14 protein-coding genes, 1 tRNA gene and 1 pseudogene are annotated in these 16,659 nt (G+C 68.8%); 8 read left to right on the top strand and 8 right to left on the bottom strand.

The window, feature by feature from the left end:
- The first annotated feature begins 44 nt into the window (after positions 1–44).
- The 6 genes from ACLZN2_RS09315 to ACLZN2_RS09290 all read left to right on the top strand — a co-directional run bounded on the left by ACLZN2_RS09315 (position 45) and on the right by ACLZN2_RS09290 (position 4,366).
- On the top strand, positions 45–812 hold the full coding sequence (locus ACLZN2_RS09315) for a DUF881 domain-containing protein (protein WP_416977896.1): 768 nt from the start codon (positions 45–47) through the stop codon (positions 810–812).
- Positions 813–830: 18 nt separating this feature from the next.
- Complete coding sequence (locus ACLZN2_RS09310; RefSeq protein ID WP_416977895.1) at positions 831–1,529, top strand: class E sortase; 699 nt, start codon at positions 831–833, stop codon at positions 1,527–1,529.
- A 66-nt stretch (positions 1,530–1,595) separates the two neighbouring features.
- Positions 1,596–1,757: a hypothetical protein gene (locus ACLZN2_RS09305; protein ID WP_330348930.1), complete on the top strand. Its 162-nt coding sequence runs from the start codon at positions 1,596–1,598 to the stop codon at positions 1,755–1,757.
- Entirely contained in the window at positions 1,754–2,392 is a 639-nt protein-coding gene (locus tag ACLZN2_RS09300) for an aminodeoxychorismate/anthranilate synthase component II (protein ID WP_416977894.1), read from the top strand. The genes ACLZN2_RS09305 and ACLZN2_RS09300 overlap by 4 nt, the downstream gene beginning before the upstream one ends.
- Positions 2,389–3,564 carry a class E sortase gene (locus ACLZN2_RS09295; RefSeq protein ID WP_416977893.1) on the top strand — a complete coding sequence of 392 codons (1,176 nt, stop codon included), beginning with the start codon at positions 2,389–2,391 and terminating at the stop codon, positions 3,562–3,564. The genes ACLZN2_RS09300 and ACLZN2_RS09295 overlap by 4 nt, the downstream gene beginning before the upstream one ends.
- Positions 3,565–3,610: 46 nt before the next feature.
- Positions 3,611–4,366, top strand: a complete 756-nt coding sequence (locus ACLZN2_RS09290) for a class E sortase (RefSeq protein WP_416977892.1) — start codon at positions 3,611–3,613, stop codon at positions 4,364–4,366.
- A gap of 93 nt (positions 4,367–4,459) precedes the next feature.
- Here ACLZN2_RS09290 and ACLZN2_RS09285 read toward each other — a convergent pair whose 3' ends face one another.
- The gene (locus tag ACLZN2_RS09285) at positions 4,460–5,509 is read right to left on the bottom strand and encodes a restriction endonuclease (protein WP_416977891.1); all 1,050 of its coding nucleotides are present in this window, start codon (positions 5,507–5,509) and stop codon (positions 4,460–4,462) included.
- 111 nt (positions 5,510–5,620) lie between these two features.
- Here ACLZN2_RS09285 and ACLZN2_RS09280 point away from each other — a divergent pair.
- Positions 5,621–5,908, top strand: a pseudogene (locus ACLZN2_RS09280) (sortase domain-bontaining protein); the annotation flags it as partial.
- A gap of 79 nt (positions 5,909–5,987) precedes the next feature.
- Here ACLZN2_RS09280 and pknB read toward each other — a convergent pair.
- The 6 genes from pknB to ACLZN2_RS09250 form a co-directional block, all read right to left on the bottom strand.
- Positions 5,988–7,973 carry a Stk1 family PASTA domain-containing Ser/Thr kinase gene (pknB, locus tag ACLZN2_RS09275; protein WP_416977890.1) on the bottom strand — a complete coding sequence of 662 codons (1,986 nt, stop codon included), beginning with the start codon at positions 7,971–7,973 and terminating at the stop codon, positions 5,988–5,990.
- A gap of 169 nt (positions 7,974–8,142) precedes the next feature.
- A complete protein-coding gene (locus tag ACLZN2_RS09270; RefSeq protein WP_416977889.1) occupies positions 8,143–9,612 on the bottom strand; it encodes a peptidoglycan D,D-transpeptidase FtsI family protein in 1,470 nt (489 codons plus the stop codon).
- Positions 9,609–11,054, bottom strand: a complete 1,446-nt coding sequence (locus tag ACLZN2_RS09265) for an FtsW/RodA/SpoVE family cell cycle protein (RefSeq protein ID WP_416977888.1) — start codon at positions 11,052–11,054, stop codon at positions 9,609–9,611. The genes ACLZN2_RS09270 and ACLZN2_RS09265 overlap by 4 nt, the downstream gene beginning before the upstream one ends.
- A gap of 27 nt (positions 11,055–11,081) precedes the next feature.
- Entirely contained in the window at positions 11,082–12,632 is a 1,551-nt protein-coding gene (locus ACLZN2_RS09260; RefSeq protein WP_416977887.1) for a Stp1/IreP family PP2C-type Ser/Thr phosphatase, read from the bottom strand.
- A 140-nt stretch (positions 12,633–12,772) separates the two neighbouring features.
- A complete protein-coding gene (locus tag ACLZN2_RS09255; RefSeq protein WP_416977886.1) occupies positions 12,773–13,294 on the bottom strand; it encodes an FHA domain-containing protein in 522 nt (173 codons plus the stop codon).
- 10 nt (positions 13,295–13,304) lie between these two features.
- Positions 13,305–14,183 carry an FhaA domain-containing protein gene (locus ACLZN2_RS09250; RefSeq protein ID WP_416977885.1) on the bottom strand — a complete coding sequence of 293 codons (879 nt, stop codon included), beginning with the start codon at positions 14,181–14,183 and terminating at the stop codon, positions 13,305–13,307.
- Between the two features lie 455 nt (positions 14,184–14,638).
- Here ACLZN2_RS09250 and ACLZN2_RS09245 point away from each other — a divergent pair.
- A tRNA-Leu gene (locus ACLZN2_RS09245) sits at positions 14,639–14,725 on the top strand.
- Positions 14,726–14,866: 141 nt separating this feature from the next.
- Here the strand turns inward: ACLZN2_RS09245 and ACLZN2_RS09240 are convergent.
- Positions 14,867–16,489: a protein kinase domain-containing protein gene (locus ACLZN2_RS09240; protein ID WP_416977884.1), complete on the bottom strand. Its 1,623-nt coding sequence runs from the start codon at positions 16,487–16,489 to the stop codon at positions 14,867–14,869.
- Between the last annotated feature and the right edge of the window lie 170 nt (positions 16,490–16,659).

Raw genomic sequence — 16,659 nt, 5'->3', positions numbered from 1 at the left:
CGTTAGCGTAGTGCTTCTACGGCGCCGAAGGAGATAAGGGTACGTTGAGCAATTCTGCCGACTCCCCCGGGACGAGTTCAACGCCCCGCTTCCGCCCCGTGCGGATCCTCACCGCGAGTGTCTTCGCCCTCGCCGGACTCCTCTTCATCACCAGCTTCAACACGGCCAAGGGCACGAACATCCGTACGGACGCTTCCCTGTTGAAGCTGTCCGACCTGATCCAGGAACACAGCCGCAAGAACGGCGAGCTGGACGAGTCCAACGCGGCCCTGCGCTCCCAGGTCGAGTCCCTCGCCGAGGCCGACGACGGCAGCACCAGCGCCGAGGACGAGAAGCTCGCGGGCCTGGAGAAGGACACCGGCACCCAGAAGCTCAAGGGCGAGGCGATCACGGTCACCCTCAACGACGCTCCGCCCGATGCCACCGCCAAGCTTCCCGGCTACCCCGAGCCGCAGCCCGACTACCTGGTCATCCACCAGCAGGACCTCCAGGCCGTGGTGAACGCCCTGTGGAAGGGCGGCGCCGATGGCATCAAGGTCATGGACCAGCGACTGATCTCCACCAGCGCCGTGCGCTGCGTCGGCAACACCCTGATCCTCCAGGGCCGCGTGTACTCACCGCCGTACAAGATCCAGGCGGTCGGCGACCCCGAGAGGCTGCAACAGGCGCTCGCGGACTCGCCCGCGATCCAGAACTACATGGTCTATGTCAATGTCTACGGCCTCGGCTGGAAAGTCACCGAGGACGGGACGGTGACTCTTCCGGGCTACTCGGGCACAGTGGATCTGCACTACGCGAAGCCTGTGGAGTAGCAACCGGCGGGGGCGCCTGTGTCGTTACGGGTGATCGTCAGGACGTTCAGCGAGCTGTGCGTCACCGTCGGCGCCGTCATCGTTCTCTTCGTCGTCTACGTGCTGTTCTGGACCGGCGTCCGGGCCGACCGGGCCATGGGCGACCAGATCGACGACCTGCACGACCAGTGGGCGACCCGGCAGCCGACCGGACAGCCGGCCCCGCAGGCGAGCACGTCCGCGCCGCCCGCGCCGCCGGAGCCGTACCGGAGCGGACAGCCCTTCGCCGTGATGTACATCCCGCGTCTTGGTTTCACGTGGAACAAGCCGGTCCTCGAAGGCACCGCGACCGGCACCCTGAAGAAGGGGCTGGGCCACTACGCGGGCACGGCCCGGCTCGGACAGACCGGGAACTTCTCCGTCGCCGGGCATCGGCGCACGTACGGCGACCCCTTCAAGGACTTCCCGAAGCTCCGGCGCGGGGACGCGGTGGTGCTCACCGACGGTACGACCTGGTTCACGTATCGGATCGACAAAGGCCCTTACAAAACCGTGCCCTCCGATGTCGAGGTGATCGACGCTGTGCCACGTAAGTCGGGGTACACGCGCCCGGGCCGGTATCTCACACTGACGACGTGCGATCCGGAATGGGGGCACAGTCATCGGCTCATCGTCTGGGCGCATCTCGACTCCACACAGCCTGTGGAGACAGGTGAACCCAAGGCCCTGCGCCGCTAGGCCCTAGTCTGGTGGCGTACGGCGTGAGTCAGGTGCCGTGGTGCGACGGAAGACGGAAGGGACGGCATGTACGGCTGGATCTGGCGGCATCTGCCGGGAAACGCGTGGGTGAAGGCGCTGATCTCGATCGTGCTGATCCTCGCTGTCGTCTATGCCCTGTTCCAGTACGTCTTTCCGTGGGCCGAACCGCTGCTTCCCTTCAACGATGTGACGGTGGACAACCAGTGAGCGCGCGCATTCTCGTCGTCGACAACTACGACAGCTTCGTCTTCAACCTCGTCCAGTACCTGTACCAACTGGGCGCCGAGTGCGAGGTCCTGCGCAACGACGAGGTCTCCACCTCCCACGCCCAGGACGGCTTCGACGGCGTGCTGCTCTCCCCCGGCCCCGGCACCCCCGAGGAGGCCGGCGTCTGCATCGAGATGGTCCGCCACTGTGCCGCCACGGGTGTCCCCGTCTTCGGGGTCTGCCTGGGCATGCAGTCGATGCAGGTGGCGTACGGCGGTGTGGTCGACCGGGCGCCCGAGCTGCTGCATGGAAAGACCTCGCTGGTGGAACACGAGGGCAGGGGCGTCTTCGCCGGGCTGCCCACCCCCTTCACCGCGACCCGCTACCACTCCCTCGCCGCCGAGCCCGCCACCGTGCCGGCCGAGCTGGAGGTCACCGCCCGCACCCACGACGGGATCATCATGGGCCTGCGCCACCGCGAACTGCCCGTCGAGGGCGTGCAGTTCCACCCGGAGTCGGTGCTCACCGAGCACGGCCACCGGATGCTGGCCAACTGGCTGGTGGAGTGCGGCGACCAGCGTGCGGTGGCGAGGTCGGCGGGGCTCGCCCCGGTGGTGGGCAGGGCCACGGCGTGACGGCGCTGCGCCCCGAGCGCGAGGACTCGTACGGCACCGCGCCGTACGAGTCCTTCGGTGTGGATGCGTATGCGGGGGAGCAGCCGCCGGGTGCCGAGCCGTACGCCGGCGATCCGCGCCCCGGCACCGGGCGGCGGCGGAAAGCGGCTCCGGGTGCCGAACCGGGGAGCGGCGCGGCGAGGGGCACGGAGGCGTTGACCCAGCAGCTTCCGCCCGTCGACGAGGAGACGGTGGCGCTGCGGATCCCGGAGCCACCGCCGACCGGGGCCGACGGGTTCGGCGGCCCCCTGTCGGCCTCTGGCGCCACAACAGCCTCTCCTGTCACCGGAACCCCTGCGGGCGGCCGGGCGGCCCGCAGAAAGGCCGCCAAGGGCCGCCACGGGCGTCATGGTGCCTCCGGCGCGGGGTCCGTCGACGGCGCGGACCTGGCGATCGCGCCCTCGCAGGACGAGCGGCCGCTGTCGCGGGTCGAGGCCCGCCGGCAGGCCAAGGCGCGCAAGCCCAGCGCGGCGGTGGTCGCCAGCCGGGCGGTCGGCGAGGTGTTCATCACCACGGGCGTGCTGATGCTGCTCTTCGTCAGCTACCAGTTGTGGTGGACGAACGTGCGGGCGCACGCGCAGGCCAGCAAGGAGGCGAACAGCCTCCAGGACGACTGGGCGAGCGGCAAGCGCAACCCGGGCACCTTCTCCCCCGGGCAGGGTTTCGCGATCCTGCACATCCCCAAGCTGGACGTGGTCGTGCCGATCGCCGAGGGCGTCAGCAACAAGAAGGTGCTCGACAAGGGCATGGTCGGGCACTACGGCGAGGACGCGCTGAAGACGGCCATGCCGGAGGACAAGGCCGGCAACTTCGGGCTCGCGGGCCACCGCAACACGCACGGCGAACCGTTCCGCTACATCAACAAGCTTCAGGCGGGCGACGACATCGTCGTGGAGACGCAGGACGAGTACTTCGTCTACAAGATGACGTCCTCGCTGCCGGTCACCTCGCCCAGCAACGTCAGCGTCCTCGACGCCGTGCCGCCGCAGTCCGGGTTCACCGGTCCGGGCCGTTACATCACCCTCACCACCTGTACGCCGGAGTTCACCAGCAAGTACCGGTTGATCGTCTGGGGCAAGATGGTCGAGGAGCGCCCGCGCAGCAAGGGCAAGCCGGATGCGCTCGTCCAGTAAGAGCCTTGGGTAAGGGCCCTGCGTCAAGGGTTTCGAGTAGGGGCAGATGCACGTGGCAGCGACCACCGACGACACCGAGCACGTACCGGACACGGACACGCCCGAGGGGGCTCCCCGGCGCCGGCGCGGCGGGCGGATCGCCCTCGCCGTCAGTGTCTTCGGCGAACTCCTCATCACCGCGGGCCTGGTCCTCGGCCTGTTCGTCGTCTACTCCCTGTGGTGGACGAACGTCGTCGCCGACCGGCACGCGGACAAACAGGCCGACAAGGTCCGGGACAACTGGGCCCAGCAGGACACCGGGCCGGGCGCCCTCGACACCGGGGACGGCATCGGCTTCCTGCATGTGCCCGCCATGAGGAACGGCGAGGTCCTCGTCGAGAAGGGCACCTCGACGGACATCCTCAACGAGGGCGTCGCCGGCTACTACACCGACCCCGTCAAGGCCACGCTCCCCACCAGCGGCAAGAAGGGCAACTTCACCCTCGCCGCACACCGCGACGGCCACGGCGCCAAGTTCCACAACATCGACAAGCTCAGGAAGGGCGACCCGATCGTCTTCGAGACACGGGACGACTGGTACGTCTACACCGTGTACGCCGTCCTCCCCGAGACCTCGAAGTACAACGTCGAGGTCCTCGGCCGGATCCCCGAGGAGTCCGGCAGGAAGAAGGCCGGCCACTACATCACCCTGACCACCTGCACCCCGGTGTACACCTCGCGCTACCGGTACGTGGTGTGGGGCGAGCTGGAGCGGGTGGAGAAGGTGAACGCGAACCGGACACCGCCCAAGGAACTGAGCTGACTGAGGTCCTGAAGGACCTCAGTCGCTAGCATGACGAAGGCCCGAAGCCGCAACTTGCCTTTGCGGCTTCGGGCCTTGTGTTCGGTGTCGTAGTTACTCAAGAACCGCCAGGGACGCCCCGGCGCTCCACTCCTCCAAGAGCCCACGGTGAACGGCGGTGATGCCGCCCTCGGCCGCGATGTTGAGGGCGTCCCGGGTGAAGGGACAGGTCGCCACGAACAACGCCACCTCGGCGTTGTGCAGGACCTTGGCGGCCCCGATGAACTTCTGGAGCTCGGGGCTGGTGATGGAGGTGTGGGGTGCGAACCTCTTGCACTGGACGACGAGGCGTCGCCCGTCTGCCGTGAGGGCGGTGATGTCGACGCCGCGGTCCCCTCCGCCGCCTTGCACGACGACATCAGTGCAGCCGTCGCGGCGCAGCAGTGTGGCGATGTGCTCCTCGAACTCTCGCCCGTTCATGGCGTCCATGGAGGCCATGACTCCTGCCAGGGGTCGATCCTCGCGCGGGGCTTCCAGCCTCTGGAGCCGGGCGTGGTGCTGCCGGAGCCGCTTCTCGATCTGCTGGACGCCTGCCCGCAGAGCGACCAGCTCCCGTTGGTGCTCGCCCGACGCTTCGATCAGGACGTTGAACATGGGTACGACGGTCTTGCCGAGGATGTGGGTGATGCGCTGGTCGATGCGGTCGTCCAGGGAGGATGCGGCCGTGTGGACAGGGTTGTCCACGGGCTGTGTACGTGCCAGGTGCTCCATGTCCAGGAGATACGTGCGCACCTGGCGGGCGATGTCGCTGTCGCGGAGGAGCATGGCGACGTTGAGGACGGCTCGTCGGGAGTAGATCGTCAGGCTCCGGCGTGCCTGTGGATAACTGGTCGGCGAGAGTGACATGTTGTCACTCTCGAATTTTCGCAGGTCAGCGCCCCGTAGCACAGTCATTCCGTTGGCTTCCAGCTCGTTGCGGTGGCGCTTGGTCAGCTGGCGGATGACTTCGGCAGTGACCCTGAAGTACGCCGCCGCCATCGCCGTGGTCACATGCATCCCGTCTGGCAGCAGGGACAGCGCCTTCACTCTGTCGAGAACATCTGTACGGTCCAGCACGCTTGCGCGCAGGGTGGTCGACTCCAGCAAGACCGATTCGTTGATCATTTTCTGCCCTTCTGTCGGTGGCACGGCCGTGTAGCCAGGGCAGAGCTGTGACATGACACCCCACCCCAATCGATCAACGAGTCGGCAGATATGAAGACACGTTCGTTTTGTGGGGGTGCGCTCGCTCGGTCGGGGCGAAGCGCGACCTTACGGGACGCATCCGGGGTCCACAGCGATCACTGCGCACCTGGTCGCCGGCTCCTCGCCGCCCACCGCGACGGCCACGGCGCCAAGTTCCACAACATCGACAAGCTCAGGAAGGGCGACCCGATCGTCTTCGAGACACGGGACGACTGGTACGTCTACAAGGTCTATGCCGTTCTCCCCGAGACCTCGAAGTACAACGTCGAGGTCCTCGGCCGGATCCCCGAGGAGTCCGGAAGGAAGAAGGCCGGCCACCTCATGCAACAGCCCCGTACCGCGTGTCGCGATACGGGGCTCGGTTGCTCGGAACGGCCGAGTGGTCCGGCGGGGGCGGCTAGCCGGTCTGGCCGAAGACGGTTCCGCCGTTGTTGCCGCCGCCGTTGTTGTTCCCGGTGTCGATGGCGACCAGGTTGACCGTCGTGCCGCGGTTGACCGTGCTGCCGGGGGCCGGGTCGGAGCTGATGACCTGGGCGTCGTCGTCGTTGGAGCCGGAGATGTTGCCGACGTTCAGGCCCGCGTCCTGCAGCTTCTGCTTGGCGTCCTCCAGGCTCAGGCCCTGCAGGTCGGACGGCACCTGGGTCTGGGTGCTCTTGCCGACCTGGATCGTCACCGTGGAGCCCTTGTCGACCTGCGAGCCGATGGACGGGCTGGTCGAGATGACCTTGCCGACCTGGTTCTGGTCCTGGGTGTCGACGTCGACACAGTTGCCGGTCAGGTTGTTGGCCTGCATCTGGGCCTTGGCGGCTTCACAGCTCTGGCCGGAGACGTCGGGGACGGTCGACTTCTCCTCGGCCTTGGCGATGGTGAGGGTGATCTCGGTGCCCTTCTCCACCTCCTCGCCGAGCTTCGGGTCCTGGTTGAGGACGGTGCCGGCCTCCTCGTCGGAGACCTCCTCCTTGGTCTTCACCGTGAAGCCGTACTTGTCGTCCTCGAGGATCGTCTTGGCGTCGTCGAGGCTCTTGCCGAGGACACTCGGCACCGCCACCTTCGGCGCTCCGGTGGAAACCACCAGGTTGACGGTGGAGTTCTTCTCGACCTCGGTCTTGGGGTCGGGGTCCTGGTCGCAGATCTGCCCCTTGGGCTGGTCCTCGCAGGCCTTCTCGGTGACCGTTCCCACCTTGAGTTCGACGTTGGCCAACTGCTCTTTCGCAGTGGCCAGGGTCTGGCTGACCAGGCTGGGCACGAGTACCGTCTCGTCGCTCGCGTCCTTGCCGTCGAACACGTACTTCCCGATCAGGATCGCGCCCACCAGCACCAGGACCGCGGCCACCACCAGCAGGATCGTCGAGGTGTTCGACTTCTTCTGGCGGCGGCGGTCCGGGCGGTCGTCGTAGGTGCCGAAGCCGTAGCCCCCGTCGTCCGGGTTCATCGGCGGCAGCATCGACGTGGCGCCGGCGTCCGCGGAGCGCAGGGCCGTGGTGGCCTGGTCGTCGCCGTAGCCGTAGCCGACGGAGCCCATCGCCGCGGTGGCCGCGACCGGCTGGCCGTCGAGGCAGGCCTCGATGTCGGCGCGCATCTCGTCGGCCGACTGGTAGCGGTAGTTCGGGTCCTTGACCAGCGCCTTCAGGACGATGGCGTCCATCTCGGGGGTGATCTCGGGGTCGAAGACCGACGGGGGCTGCGGCTCCTCCCGTACGTGCTGGTAGGCCACCGCCACCGGGGAGTCCCCGACGAAGGGCGGGCGGACCGTCAGCAGTTCGTAGAGGAGGCACCCCGTCGAGTACAGGTCCGAGCGCGCGTCGACCTGCTCGCCCTTCGCCTGCTCCGGCGAGAGGTACTGAGCGGTGCCGATCACGGCCGCGGTCTGCGTCATTGTCATCCCGGAGTCGCCCATCGCGCGGGCGATGCCGAAGTCCATGACCTTGACCTGGCCGTTGCGCGTCAGCATGACGTTCGCCGGCTTGATGTCACGGTGCACGATGCCGCTTCTGTGCGCGTACTCCAGGCCCTGGAGGATGCCGATCGTCATCTCCAGCGTCCGCTCCGGCAGCAGCTTGCGGCCGGAGTGGAGCAGTTCGCGCAGCGTGGAGCCGTCGACGTACTCCATGACGATGTACGGGATCGACACCCCGTCGATGTAGTCCTCGCCGGTGTCGTAGACCGCGACGATGGCGGGGTGGTTCAGCGAGGCGGCCGACTGGGCCTCCCGGCGGAACCGGGCCTGGAAGGAAGGGTCGCGCGCGAGGTCCACGCGCAGCGTCTTCACCGCCACGGTGCGGCCGAGGCGGGTGTCATGCGCGAGATAGACCTCCGCCATGCCACCACGACCGAGCACATGGCCCAGCTCGTACCGGCCGCCGAGGCGACGCGGCTCTTCCATAGCTACCTACCAGCCCTCTCCGTCGGTCCCGACCGGCACAGGTGTGCGGTCGAAGGCTGCCGTCCGGGCATACCGTACCCGGACGGCGGTCTGTGACCTGGCCAAGCCCGTCACCCGATGCAGGACCGGTATCGCAACGTGCACCGATGTGCAGGCAACGTGATGGGGGTCACTTCTTGCTGTCGATGACTGCCTTCATCACGTCCCTTGCGATCGGACCGGCGAGACCACCACCGGTGATGTCCTCACGGTTGGCCGCGCCGTCCTCGACGACGACCGCGACGGCCACCGGCGCGCTGCCGTCGGACAGCTTGGCGTACGAGATGAACCAGGCGTACGGCTTCTCGCTGTTCTTCAGGCCGTGCTGGGCGGTACCGGTCTTGCCGCCGACGGTGACGCCGGAGATCTTCGCCTTGCCACCGGTGCCCTGCGGGTCGTTGACGACCGTCTCCATCATGTCCTGGAGCTTCTGGGCGGTTTCCGCGGAGACCGCCTGGGACAGCTCCTGGGGCTCGGTCGTCTCCAGGGTGTCCAGGTTCGGGGCCTTGAGCTCGTCGACCATGTACGGCCTCATCAGCTTGCCGTCGTTGGCGACCGCCGAGGCGACCATGGCCATCTGCAGCGGGGTGGCGCGGTTGGAGGCCTGGCCGATGCCGTCCTGGGCGTTCTGCGGCCGGTTGTCCTCGGGGTAGACGCTCTCGGCGGCGCGCACCGGGGTGTCCAGCTTGTCCTCGTTGAAGCCGAACTTCTCCGCCTGCTCGATCATCTTCGCGTTGCCGACGTTGTCGGCCATCTTCGCGAAGACGGTGTTGCAGGACACCATGAGCGCGTACCGCAGGGAGGCGTTCTCGCACTCGCCGTGCTCGTTGGTGAGTTCGCTCGTGGACTGCGGCAGCGGGAACGGGTCCGGGGTGTCGGTCTTGTCGTCGATCCCGTCGACCTCGCCGTTCTCCAGCGCCGCGGCGGCCGTGACCACCTTGAACGTGGAGCCCGGCGGGTAGGTCTCGCGCAGCGCGCGGTTGAGCATCGGGTCGTCGGGGTTGTTCTCCTTCTTGACCGCCTCCCACGCCTCCTGGTCCTTGTCGGAGGCCCCGGCGAACTTCGAGGGGTCGTACGACGGCGTGGAGACCAGGGCCAGGATCTTGCCGGTGGACGGCTCGATCGCGGCGACGGCGCCCTTCTTGTTGCCGAGGCCGTTGTAGGCGGCCTTCTGGGCGGCGGCGTTGAGGGTGGTGACGACGCTGCCGCCCTCCTTCTCCTTGCCCGTGATCATGTCGAGCGTGTTGCGGAAGAAGAGCCGGTCGTCGTTGCCGGAGAGGATGCCGTCCTCCAGCTTCTCCAGCTGGTTGGCGCCGAACGCCTGCGAGGAGAAGCCGGTGACCGGCGCCCACATGGCGCCGTTCTTCCAGGTGCGCTTGTACTTGTAGTCGCCGGTGGTCTCGACCGAGCCGGTGATGGCCTTGCCGTCGACGATGATGTCTCCGCGCGGGGTGGAGTAGCGCGTGATGTTGACGCGGCGGTTCTCGGTGTCACTGGCGAGGCTGTCCGCCTTCATGTACTGCAGGTAGTTGTCCCGCAGCAGCAGGGTCAGCACGAGAAGGCCGCAGAAGATCGCGATCCGGCGCAGGGGCTTGTTCATGACGGGCGGACCACCTGGGTCATCTCGGCGTCGGGGTTGGAGGCGGGGGCCGGGGCCGGACGGCGCGCGGTGTCGCTGATCCGGATCAGGATGCCGATCAGGGCCCAGTTGGCGATGACGGAGGAACCGCCGTACGCCAGGAAGGGCATCGTCATACCGGTGAGCGGGATGAGGCCCATCACACCGCCGGCGACGACGAACACCTGCAGGGCGAAGGCGCCGGAGAGGCCGATGGCGAGCAGCTTGCCGAACGGGTCGCGGGCGGCGAGGGCGGTGCGCACGCCGCGCTCCACGATCAGGCCGTACAGCAGCAGGAGCGCCATGACGCCGGCCAGGCCCAGCTCCTCGCCGAAGGTGGCGAGGATGAAGTCGGAGTTGGCGGCGAACCTGATCAGCTCGGAGTGGCCCTGGCCCCAGCCGGTGCCGAGGGTGCCGCCGGAGCCGAACGCCCACAGCGCCTGCATGGCCTGCTCGGAGTGGCCGATGACGCCGTCCTGGGAGAGCTTGTACTCGTTGAACGGGTCGAGCCAGGCCTGGACGCGCTGCTGGACGTGGCTCTCGAACTGGGCCACGCCGACCGCGCCGACCGAGGACATCAGCAGACCGAAGACGATCCAGCTGGTCCGCTCGGTGGCGACGTACAGCATGATGACGAACATTCCGAAGAACAGCAGCGAGGTGCCGAGGTCCGTCTCGAAGACCAGGATCAGGATCGAGACCAGCCAGACCACGATGATCGGGCCGAGGTCACGGCCGCGCGGCAGGTACAGGCCGAGGACGCGGCGGCTGGCCAGGGCGAGCGCGTCGCGCTTCACCATCAGATAGCCGGCGAAGAAGATCGCCAGCACGATCTTCGCGAACTCACCGGGCTGGATGGAGAATCCGGCCACCGAGATCCAGATCTTGGCGCCGTAGATGTTCTGGCCGAGACCGGGGACGAGCGGGAGCAGCAGCAGGAAGAGCGCGCCGACCATGGAGATGTAGGTGTAGCGCTGCAGGACGCGGTGGTCCTTGAGGAAGATCAGCACCACGATGAAGAGCGCGATGCCCATCGCCGTGTACATCAGCTGCCGGGGTGCGGCCGTGCCGGCCTGCTTGATCTGCTGGAGCAGCTTCGACTGGTCCAGTCTCCAGATCGCGACGAGCCCGAGGCCGTTGAGCAGGGTGGCCAGCGGCAGCAGCAGCGGGTCGGCGTACGGCGCGAACTTGCGTACGACGAGATGGGCGACGCCGGCCAGCAGGCCGAGGCCCAGGCCGTAGGCCAGGAGGCCGGAGGGCACCTGGTCGTTGATCGCGAGGCCCACGTTGGCGTAGGCGAAGACCGGGATCACGACGGCGAACACCAGCAGCGCGAGCTCGGTGTTGCGCCGGCTCGGGGTGCCGATCGAGCCGATCGTGGACGTGTGATGCGTCGGCGAATGCGACGTATTCGTACCGCTCATGTCGTAACAGGGCCTCTCACGGCTTGCCTACTGCTCACCGCACCGCGAGACGACCTTCTGCTCTTCCTCCGAGAGAGTGGGGCCGGGGCTGGGATTGGCGGTCGCGGACGGGGACGGGGACGACGTACCCGACGAGGACTCGCTCGGGTTCGGGGTCGGGCTCGGTGAAGCCTTGGACGTGAGGGACGCGGGGGTGGTTCCCGTGCCGCCGGAAGCCTGGCCGGAGCCGGTCTTCGAACTGGCCGTGGTCTTGGCCGCGTCGGTCTCCGCCTGCTTCTGGCACGCCGACGCCTGGACCGACAGTTCCTCGATCTTCTTCTGGGCGCTGCTCAGGCTGCCCTCGGGGATCGTGGCCTGGACCTGCTTCTGCTGGTACTCCGGGAGGTACTTGAGTTCGATCTCGGGGTGGTCCTTCTCCACCTTCGAGAGCGAGACCCAGGCCAGGTCCTGGCTGATGCCCCGGTACAGCGCGAGGTGTTCGCCGTTGGTGCCGACGTAGTACTGCGTCTGCGTCCAGCGCCAGCCGCCGTAGAGACCCCCGCCGATGACGGCGAGGGTGAGGACGCTGTAGAAGGATCTCTTCAGCCACTTGCGGCCCCTGCGCGGCTTGACGAAGTCGTCGTCGGTGTACTCGGGGAAGCCGCCCGTGTCGATGAAGCCGGTGATGTCGCCGCCGGAGCCGGGCGGGCCGAACTCGCCGCCCCCGCCGCCCGCGTGGCGCCTGCGCCCGAGGTTGGAGGCGCGGCCGGCCGGGGTCTGCATGATGCCGTTGTCCTGCAACTGGTGCTGGACCTCGGCGACCGCGCCGACCACGACCGGGGTGTCGGAGAGCTGCCCGGCGAGGGTGTCGCCGGTGTCCAGGTCGAGGACGTCGGCGACGATGACGGTGATGTTGTCGGGTCCGCCGCCGCGCAGCGCGAGCTGGATCAGCTCCTGCACGGTCTCCTGCGGGCCCTGGTAGCTGGCGAGGGTGTCCTCGAGCGTCTGGTGCGAGACCACCCCGGACAGACCGTCGGAGCAGATCAGATAGCGGTCACCGGCCCGGACCTCACGGATCGACAGATCCGGCTCGACGTGTTCGCCGCTGCCGAGCGCCCGCATCAGCAGGGAGCGCTGGGGGTGGGTGGTGGCCTCTTCCTCGGTGATGCGGCCCTCGTCGACGAGCCGCTGCACCCAGGTGTGGTCCTGGGTGATCTGGGTCAGTACGCCGTCCCGGAGCAGGTAGGCGCGCGAGTCGCCGACGTGCACCAGACCGAGGCGCTGGCCCGTCCACAGCAGGGCGGTCAGGGTGGTCCCCATGCCTTCGAGCTGGGGGTCCTCCTCGACCAGGGAGCGCAGTTGGTCGTTGGCGCGCTGGACCGCGGTGCCCAGCGAGGTGAGGACGTCCGAGCCGGGTACGTCGTCGTCCAGGGCGACGATCGTGGAGATGGCCTCGGAGGAGGCGACCTCACCGGCGGCGGCGCCGCCCATGCCGTCGGCGATCGCGAGCAGACGGGGACCGGCGTAACCGGAGTCCTCGTTGCCCTCGCGGATCATGCCCTTGTGCGATCCGGCTGCGAAACGCAGTGACAGACTCATGCCCACCTCGCCCGTCGGCCCCGGGTACAGCCGGTCGTGTCGAGCCACACTGCCCACCCTCCGGTCGGGAGCGCGCCGGGGACCGGGGTGCCGGCCGCCGTGGCGTGCTCGCTCCGCTCGCGCTCAGTCATGATGTAGCACTACTTCCGCAGCTCGATGACGGTCTTGCCGATACGGATCGGCGCGCCCAGCGGGATCGGCGTGGGGGTCGTCAACCGCGTTCGGTCGAGGTACGTGCCATTGGTGGAGCCCAGGTCCTCGACGATCCACTGGCCGTCGCGGTCCGGGTAGATCCTGGCATGCCGGCTGGAGGCGTAGTCGTCGTCCAGCACGATCGTGCTGTCGTGCGCCCGGCCCAGGGTGATGGTCTGGCCCTGCAGCGCGACGGTCGTGCCGGTGAGGGTGCCCTCGGACACGACGAGTTTGGTCGGGGCGTTACGGCCCCGGCGGCCACCGGAGGCGGCGGCGGGCTGCTGGCGCTGCTGCGGGGGCGCCTGCTGGCGCTGTGCCTGCTGCGGTCGTCCCGCTTCCCGTCGCGAGCCGCGCTGGGTGACGCGCGTACCGAACAGGTCGCTGCGGATGACCTGCACGGCCACGATCACGAACAGCCACAGTACGGCCAGGAAACCCAGCCGCATGACCGTGAGGGTCAGCTCTGACATTGCCCCCGCTTCACCCTTCGGCTTGCCTATAGATAACGGTGGTGCTGCCCACGACGATCCGCGAGCCGTCGCGGAGCGTAGCGCGGGTGGTGTGCTGCCCGTCCACCACGATGCCGTTGGTGGAACCGAGATCCTGGATCGTCGAGGGCGAACCGGTCCGGATCTCGCAGTGCCGGCGTGAGACGCCGGGGTCGTCGATCCGCACGTCGGCCTCGGTGGAGCGGCCCAGCACGAGGGTGGCACGGGAGATCTGATGGCGGGTGCCGTTGATCTCGATCCAGTGGCGGGTGCGCGAGCCGGGCGCCGGGGCGCCGGCGAGGCCGCCGCCCGCCGCGCCGGGGCGCTGGGCACCTCCGGCGGGCGGATAGCCGTACCCGCCGGGACGGCCGCCTGCGCCGGGCGGCGGCGCGGACGGCATGGGGGGAGCGGCGGGGCCGCCCGAGGGCGGGTAGCCGTAGCCGCCGGGACGCTGGCCCGCGCCGGCGCCGGGCGCGCCCGCGGCGGCCTGGCTGCTGGAGGAGGCGAGCGTACGGCTGCGCACCCGGTACAGGCCGGTGTCGAGGTCGTCCGCCTTCTCCAGGTTGACCTTGATCGGCCCCATGAAGGTGTAGCGCTGCTGCTTGGCGTAGTCGCGCACCATGCCGGCGAGCTCGTCGCCCAGCTGGCCGGAGTAGGGGCTGAGGCGCTCGTAGTCCGGCGCGCTCAGCTCCACGATGAAGTCGTTGGGTACGACGGTCCGGTCGCGATTCCAGATCGTCGCGTTGTTGTCGCACTCGCGCTGCAGTGCTCCCGCGATCTCCACGGGCTGGACCTCGGACTTGAAGACCTTGGCGAAGGTGCCGTTGACCAGACCCTCGAGACGCTGCTCGAATTTCTTCAGGACTCCCATGGGGCACCTCCTCCGTTGTGACCTGCGTCCCGTGTCCTGCTGCTTACCTGGTACTGCTTACTGATCGTATCCACGCGCGGGTGAATCGGCTGGTTCCCCCTGTCGGCCCCGTCGACGGGTGTCGACGCCGTCGTCCGCACCTGTCTCCGTACCTGCTTCCGTCCTGCTTCCGACCCGCTTCCGTGCCTGTTTTCTGACCAGGATCGTAGAGGTGGCCGATGACCAGTGTCCCGCACCCGACTGTGGACCTGGTCCGGCTCCTGGGGAGACGGCCACCACAGGTACGAGGTTGATACGTGAACCAGTCACCGCCGAGACGTACGAGGTTGCCGCCGGTCTCTCAGGGGACCTGTGCCCCGGATAAGGGATGTGAACGCACCCTGTCCACCGTGCTAGTGTTCTGCATGTCGGAAGGCACCGGGACGAAACGCCCAAAGCCGGAGGACACACCCAATGCGCGGGTGGCGGAATAGGCAGACGCGCTGGATTCAGGTTCCAGTGCCCGCAAGGGCGTGGGGGTTCAACTCCCCCCTCGCGCACCAGAGCAGTGACGGATCGGGCGGCATCGTGATCACGATGCCGCCCGATCCGTTGTGTGGGGAGAAACACGCGGTCCGTCTTTTTGTGCCGCGGGCTGCTGGTGGCTGCTGTTGGCTTGTGAGGAAGGTCTCAGGGCCGGCAGGTCAGCCGGTGAACCCGTCCCGTACGGCGTCGAAGACGGGACGGTACGTGTCCCACTGGGCGTCCGGGGCCGACAGGTAGATGTCGTACTCCCGGCCGCCCGCCCTGCCGTATCCGAGGTCGATGGCGCGGAAGACACGGGCGCGGCCGTGGAAGGTGAACTCCCAGATCGCGGCCGGCTGCTCCCTGAACGTGGTCTTCTGCAGCCGCAGCCTGCGGTACGTCGGGTAGTTGGCCTTGGTGTTCGTCTCGATGTCCGTGAAGTGCTCGACGGGGTGCGAGCCCGCCGGGTCCACCATGCCGATGGTGATGCCGGCCAGTCCGGTCGGGTCGGCGTAGGTGACCTCGTCGCTCTGCCCCTTCTTCTCCGTCCAGCCGTCCGGCACCGGGAAGGAGACGCCGAGCTGCTGGTCCCGGACCAGGTGGTAGCCGTCGGGGACGGGCGGGACCGTGGCCGACGGGGTGACGTCACTACTGGCCCTGCCGATCTCCGGCGCCGTCCCGCCGGCCGTCCCGCCCTCGGGCAGGGAGGCGTAGACGGCCACGCCCGCGGCGGTCGCGGCCAGGACGGTGACCAGGGACACGAGGGCACGGCGCCCCCGCTTGCGGCCCCGTCGGGCCCTTTCCGCCCGCCGCGTCGGGGAGACGGGCGCTGTGTCCGGGCTCGCGGCCGTCCCGGGGTGGGTGAGGCGGGCCGACGGCTCGGTCGTGGCGGTGGTGGATCCGTGGCGGGCGAAGCCGGACGACGGCTCGTTCGTCGGGGCGGGGACGGGCCTGTGGTGGGCGGGGCGGGTCGACGGCTCGGGGGCGGGGGAGCAGGTGGCCCGTAGGGCGCGTTCCGTCTGCTCGGCCGTGGGGCGGGCCTCGGGGTCCTTCGCCAGCAGGGTCTCGATGAGCGGTTCCAGCGCACCGGCCTGCCGCATCGGCGCCGGCGGGTCGACGGCGATGGCGTACGCGGTCTCCATGGCGGTGCCGCGGCGGTGCGGCGGACGCCCCTCGACCGCCTGGTACAGCGTCGCCCCCAGCGACCACAGGTCGGAGGAGGGGCCCGGCGTCCGCCCGCGGATCCGCTCCGGGGCCATGAAGTCGATGGAGCCGATCATCTCCCCGGTCCGGGTGAGGGTCGAGGTGTCGGTGGTCGTCGCGATGCCGAAGTCGGTCAGGACGACCCGGCCCCCGGCACCGAGGAGGACGTTGCCCGGTTTGATGTCACGGTGCAGGACGCCGGCGGTGTGCGCGGCCCGGACGGCGGCGATCATGCCGAGGCCGATGCGGGCGGCCTCCTCCGGGGGCACGGTCCGGCCGCCGTCGAGGAGGTCGCCGAGGGTGGGCGCGGGGACGTACTCCATGACGATGCAGGGGCGCCCGTCGTCCTCGACGACGTCGTGCACCACGACCACGTTGGGATGGGCGACCCGGGCGGCGCTGCGCGCCTCGCGGCGGGTGCGTTCGTACAGCGTGGCGACCTCGGGTTCGGACAGGTCCGGCCGCGGGTGGAGCTGCTTCAGCGCGACCTGGCGGGCGAGCAGTTCGTCCTCGGCACGCCACACCGTGCCCATGCCTCCACGGCCGATGCGCTCGACCAGCCGGTACCGCCCGGCAACGAGCCGTCCCTCGTCCGACACAGCCTCGCCCTCCGCCTGGTCTGCCCCCTTTGCGTCACTCAGGCGTGCACAGTAGCCGACGTCGTCAAGAGACCGGTGAGCGGTCCGGTCCAGGGGACAGCAGGTCGGCGAGTTCGGCTTCGATGCCTGCTGAGACACGGACGAGGGGCCGAACCGGCGTGCGGTTCGGC

The sequence above is a fragment of the Streptomyces sp. T028 genome, from assembly GCF_048159505.1.
Taxonomy (GTDB): Bacteria; Actinomycetota; Actinomycetes; order Streptomycetales; family Streptomycetaceae; genus Streptomyces.
Note: the sequence above shows the minus strand (reverse complement) of the source record. Positions and strands in the feature narration are given on the sequence as shown.